The organism is uncultured Succinivibrio sp. (assembly GCF_902756765.1).
GTDB lineage: Bacteria > Pseudomonadota > Gammaproteobacteria > Enterobacterales > Succinivibrionaceae > Succinivibrio.
Window position 1 is genome coordinate 1 of the sequence record NZ_CACVSS010000124.1, and the last position, 4171, is coordinate 4171.

Consider the following 4171-nt stretch of genomic DNA (forward strand, 5'->3'; position numbering starts at 1 on the left):
TACCGGAGGTACTGGATTTAGCCATACTGGTTTTGCATTCAATAAGGCTCCAACCGCAACCGGTATCTCATTCTGCAAAACAAAAAACTTCTCAGCATGAGCTACCGCGTAGGCATAATCAGCACGTGATGAGTTAAGCTCCTGATTAAGCAGAGGCTTATCTGAGATCAGAAAGTTATAAACATGCTCTTTACGCTTCTCTAAAAGTTCAGAGACTTTTGCAAACTGACTACGATTGGAGGAATCAACCTCAATCTGTTCACCGCTTTTAGGAGTCAGAAAATTTACATACTCGCCATCGACAACAGGCTGGGCCAGTATTGCTGAATATTCCTGACCAAGCTGCTGTTCAATTTCTCTGTCCCATTGTGCAGCATGAGGTGCATAAGCTAATACCTGAGGTGAAACTTCCTGTCTTTTGCATCTGAATATTCGTAGCATTTATTATTTTCCCTTTCCAACCTTGCTGCACTCATCTGTCCATAGCTTGTGGTTCTTGGCAGAATCCTTTGAAAGCTTCTTGTATCCATCCAGATGATGATAATAGGTATCTACATAAGAGTCATATTTTGTATTTGAACCAAAAGCTTCCTTGGCATTTTTTAGCTGAGATTTAAATATACCCATGCTGTAGTTCATACGGGCGTTAGCCATGGTATCTCCGTAGTAAGTCAGTATCTCCTTTAAGGAAGCCTCATTTAATGCAATATTCGAATTAACTGACTCAAGATTCTTGCAGCGATCTTTAGATGACTCACACTGTTTTTTCACAACGTTCAGAAGGTTTCTGTAATAGCCCAAGGTATTGGCACCGTCATTTACAGTCTTGCACAGGAATCCGCCTAATCTGAGATTTGCAGTAACAGCAACCTCCTTCATAGACTCAGCCTGAGCATTGGCAGTTGTAATCTTATCCTTGAGGTCCTTAAGCTCAGCTAAAAGTTTTGAATTGGAGGAATTCAGAGAATCATTTAATGACATCAGACTCTCATTGAGCTTCTGAAGCTTGTCACTCTTTTTTTCAAGGTTAGAGTTAAGCGCATTCAGAGAGGAATTCTGTTCCTTTAAGCTGTCGGTTTCCTTCTTAAAGCTCTCCTGAGCTTTTTTGCTTTCAGCTTCATACTGTTCAATACGCTTTTTGGCTGAAGCAAGAACATTATCAGATTCATCCTGAGGATCATGATCACCTAGAGATTCGACATCAGAATTGAGTTTTTTAACCTCATCGGTATTCTGAGCCACAGGAACAGAAAGCACAAATCTTGTGGAGGTATCATTGGATATAACATCAGCACCGTTTACATACAGAGGTTTTTCTGTACGGAAGGAGCTGGCTAAAGAATCCTTAGGGGTTAAAAAGCTGCCGCCACGAACGCAGACGCCACCGGACAAACCTAGGAGTCTTCCGGTTCTTACAGCCTTAAATGGTTCTAGAATCATTTCCTGAGCGTTACCAAGCATGTCATAAAGTCCCAGAGGATTAGGCTTTTTCAGTCCGGCAAGCTGCAGTTTTCCATTCGCGCTCTGAGGCCCGTCATACCAGGCATACAAGGATAAATCATCATTTTCCATAGGAGGCAGATTAGCTTCAAACTGACTCTGAGTTACTGCATTACCACCGCGGGCAGCAAACTCCCATTCATCATCAGAGGCCAGTCTGGCGTAGGCCACGGTATTATTCTCTGACTTGAAACTCTCCTTTGACTGCTGAAGAAACAGCGAATAACTGTGAGCCGCATTCATAGCATCAAAATATGAAATCTTTACTGCAGGCAGTCTTGATAGCTTGTTAAGTTTCAGAGAAGAACACTTGTCTGAGTTGATAAGAGCCTCATACTGTCCGGCCATAAGCTCATACTTTGCCATCAGAAAATAATAGCCCTTTGAATCATGGAGTGAGCCCTGAACATATCTAAGATTAGGATTCTGAGCCATAGGTGACTTGTTCTGGGCAGAACCTGCATTGTAATTCTTATCCTTAATTTTTTTAGGATCATTTGAGGTATAAACTTTTTTAAAAACCATCACCCTGTCGCAAGGCATAGGTATAACCACATCGTCCTTCTGAGGATTTGGATTAAAGATTTTTACTGCCTCGTCACTGCAGTAGGCATTTGCACTTAGAGCAAGAGAAACTGCCGCTGCAATTTTTCCTATTTGCTTAAACATTTCTTAAACTATCCGCAACCTTAAGATTCAAGACCTTGAAACGACATAGAACCATACTTACAGCTACACAGATAAGCACAGTCAGAATGCCGCCAGTTATCACATGAGACAAGGTAAGAATACTTACCAGAGTATCTGGACCTAAAAGGTCTTTAAAATAAAGATTAAAAGTAAACATTCCCGCGTAAAACAGTCCAAGTGAACACAGATAGGCACAGACTGAGAGAATAAAATTCTGAATTATGACAATAAAGAAAACTCCGCTCTTTGACATACCGCTTAAAAACAGCAGCGCAAAAGTTTTCTCAAGTCTTGAAAGATTAGTAAATATAAGACCAATCGTTGCCATTACGCCACCTGCTATAGACGTCAGCGCAATAGTGGTAAATATAAAGGAAAGCACCTTGGAGATTGCCTTCAGATTCTCTACAGAGGCAAGCTTGTCTGTAATTGAGTAATTCTGACGAAGCATTCTCGATACAGGTTCCAAATCACTTAAATTTTTCACATATATTCTGGCCTTGGCAAAGGTCTGTCGTTGTGTATTCGGATTGGCCCCGTCAGAGAAAACCGGAGGGTCAAAGCCATCGCGATAATCTTCCATATAGACCAGAGTATTGAAATTTACCAGAATAGTCTTGTGAGGCAGAAGCTCCTTTTTGATTATTCCCTTGAGAGTAAAAGGAACAACTGCATTAACTGTTTTATTGTCTGTAATTCTGGAGATTACAAATTTAAAGTTATCCCCTACCTTAAGTCCTAAATCCTGAGCAGTAGTTTCTGACAGGTAGGCTTCAGTCTCAGACAGTTCACCGTTCAGTCCCATTTCCCTGACAATTGGATCACCAATGCCTGTAGGAAGAGTCTCAAGATTCTGAACAATTCTGCCATTAAAACTGATATTAGCAGTTACACTTAAAGAGCGGGTTAGAGGCATCACAAAACTAATATGGGGATTGCTGCTAAGCTCATCAAAAAACTGCTGATCCAGTCTGTAACCAGACATCATTCTGATTTCAAGATTTGAAGGATTTGAGCTTAATTTATGCTCAAGATTTGAAATGATGCCAAAGCGCAGAGAGAAAAGCAGAAGCAGAGGTGCAATCACAGCACAGAGAGATGCAACGATACAGATGCTGATAATCTTGTCAAATCTGAGAGAGCACAGAGCAAGCTTTAAGATCATACTGACTCCCTGTAGACAAAAATACCTCTCTGAGAGTCATCTGACTCGTAGTCCAGAACACTTAGAGAGTGTTTTCTTACAAGTGCCAGATCATGGGTAACCATAAGTACGCACATACTGTATTTTGAACAGACCTCAAGCATGACAGAAATCAGTTTGTCTCCATTCTGAGGATCAAGAGATGAGGTTGGCTCATCAATAAACAGAATCTTTGGATTGTGGCAGATACTCTTGAAGAACACCGCACGCTGTCGCTGTCCGATAGACAGCTCATGAGGATAAAGGTCAAGAACGTCGCTAAGTCCAAAATCCTCAAACAGAGCAAGAGAATTTCTCAGAAGAGAGTCTGTATCGTCTGTCTTTAAATTCAGCTTCTTTTTAGAGATGCCAGAGATATCTATCTGAAATTTAAGGTTTTCTTTTATACTAAGATAAGGAATCAGCCCACCGCTCTGAGGCATATAGCCCATGAGAGCAGAACGGATAAGACGTCTTGCTTCGGCTTTTTCTGAAAGGACATCCTTATCATCAATAAAGTATTTACCAAAGCTGCTGTTGTCTCTTAAAAGGGCCAGACACTCTAAAAGAGTGGATTTACCGCAACCTGAGACACCAGTTACAGCCAGGACCGAGCCTGGCTCCATCCTAAGGGAATCAAGGCGAATGGTATACCCGCTCTTTTCATCTCTTTTAGGATAGCTAAAAGAGAAATCCTTAACTTTTAAATAAGCATCCACTTATGGAAGAACCTCTAGAGGAATTGGATATACAGCCATAGAAGCATCTTCAGCAGGGTTTAGCTTAATCCATCTTGCA

General features: G+C 41.2%; 4 protein-coding genes. All 4 read right to left on the bottom strand.

Annotation, left to right across the window (positions count from 1 at the left end):
• Window positions 1-441 (bottom strand): hypothetical protein (locus tag QZU45_RS11060; RefSeq protein WP_295355270.1); only part of this gene is annotated, 441 nt, incomplete at its 3' end.
• A 3-nt stretch (window positions 442-444) separates the two neighbouring features.
• Window positions 445-2169, bottom strand: a complete 1725-nt coding sequence (locus QZU45_RS11065) for an SUMF1/EgtB/PvdO family nonheme iron enzyme (protein ID WP_295355272.1) — start codon at window positions 2167-2169, stop codon at window positions 445-447.
• Window positions 2162-3355 carry a hypothetical protein gene (locus tag QZU45_RS11070; RefSeq protein WP_295355274.1) on the bottom strand — a complete coding sequence of 398 codons (1194 nt, stop codon included), beginning with the start codon at window positions 3353-3355 and terminating at the stop codon, window positions 2162-2164. The genes QZU45_RS11065 and QZU45_RS11070 overlap by 8 nt, the downstream gene beginning before the upstream one ends.
• Window positions 3352-4092, bottom strand: a complete 741-nt coding sequence (locus QZU45_RS11075) for an ATP-binding cassette domain-containing protein (protein ID WP_295355276.1) — start codon at window positions 4090-4092, stop codon at window positions 3352-3354. Before QZU45_RS11075 ends, QZU45_RS11070 begins: the two co-directional genes overlap by 4 nt.
• Window positions 4093-4171 lie beyond the last annotated feature (79 nt).

What these genes read in the sequence shown, in the direction of transcription:
- QZU45_RS11065 (WP_295355272.1), bottom strand. Translation starts at nt 2,169, where the DNA reads ATGTTTAAGCAAATAGGAAAAATTGCAGCGGCAGTTTCTCTTGCTCTA.
- QZU45_RS11070 (WP_295355274.1), bottom strand. Translation starts at nt 3,355, where the DNA reads ATGATCTTAAAGCTTGCTCTGTGCTCTCTCAGATTTGACAAGATTATC.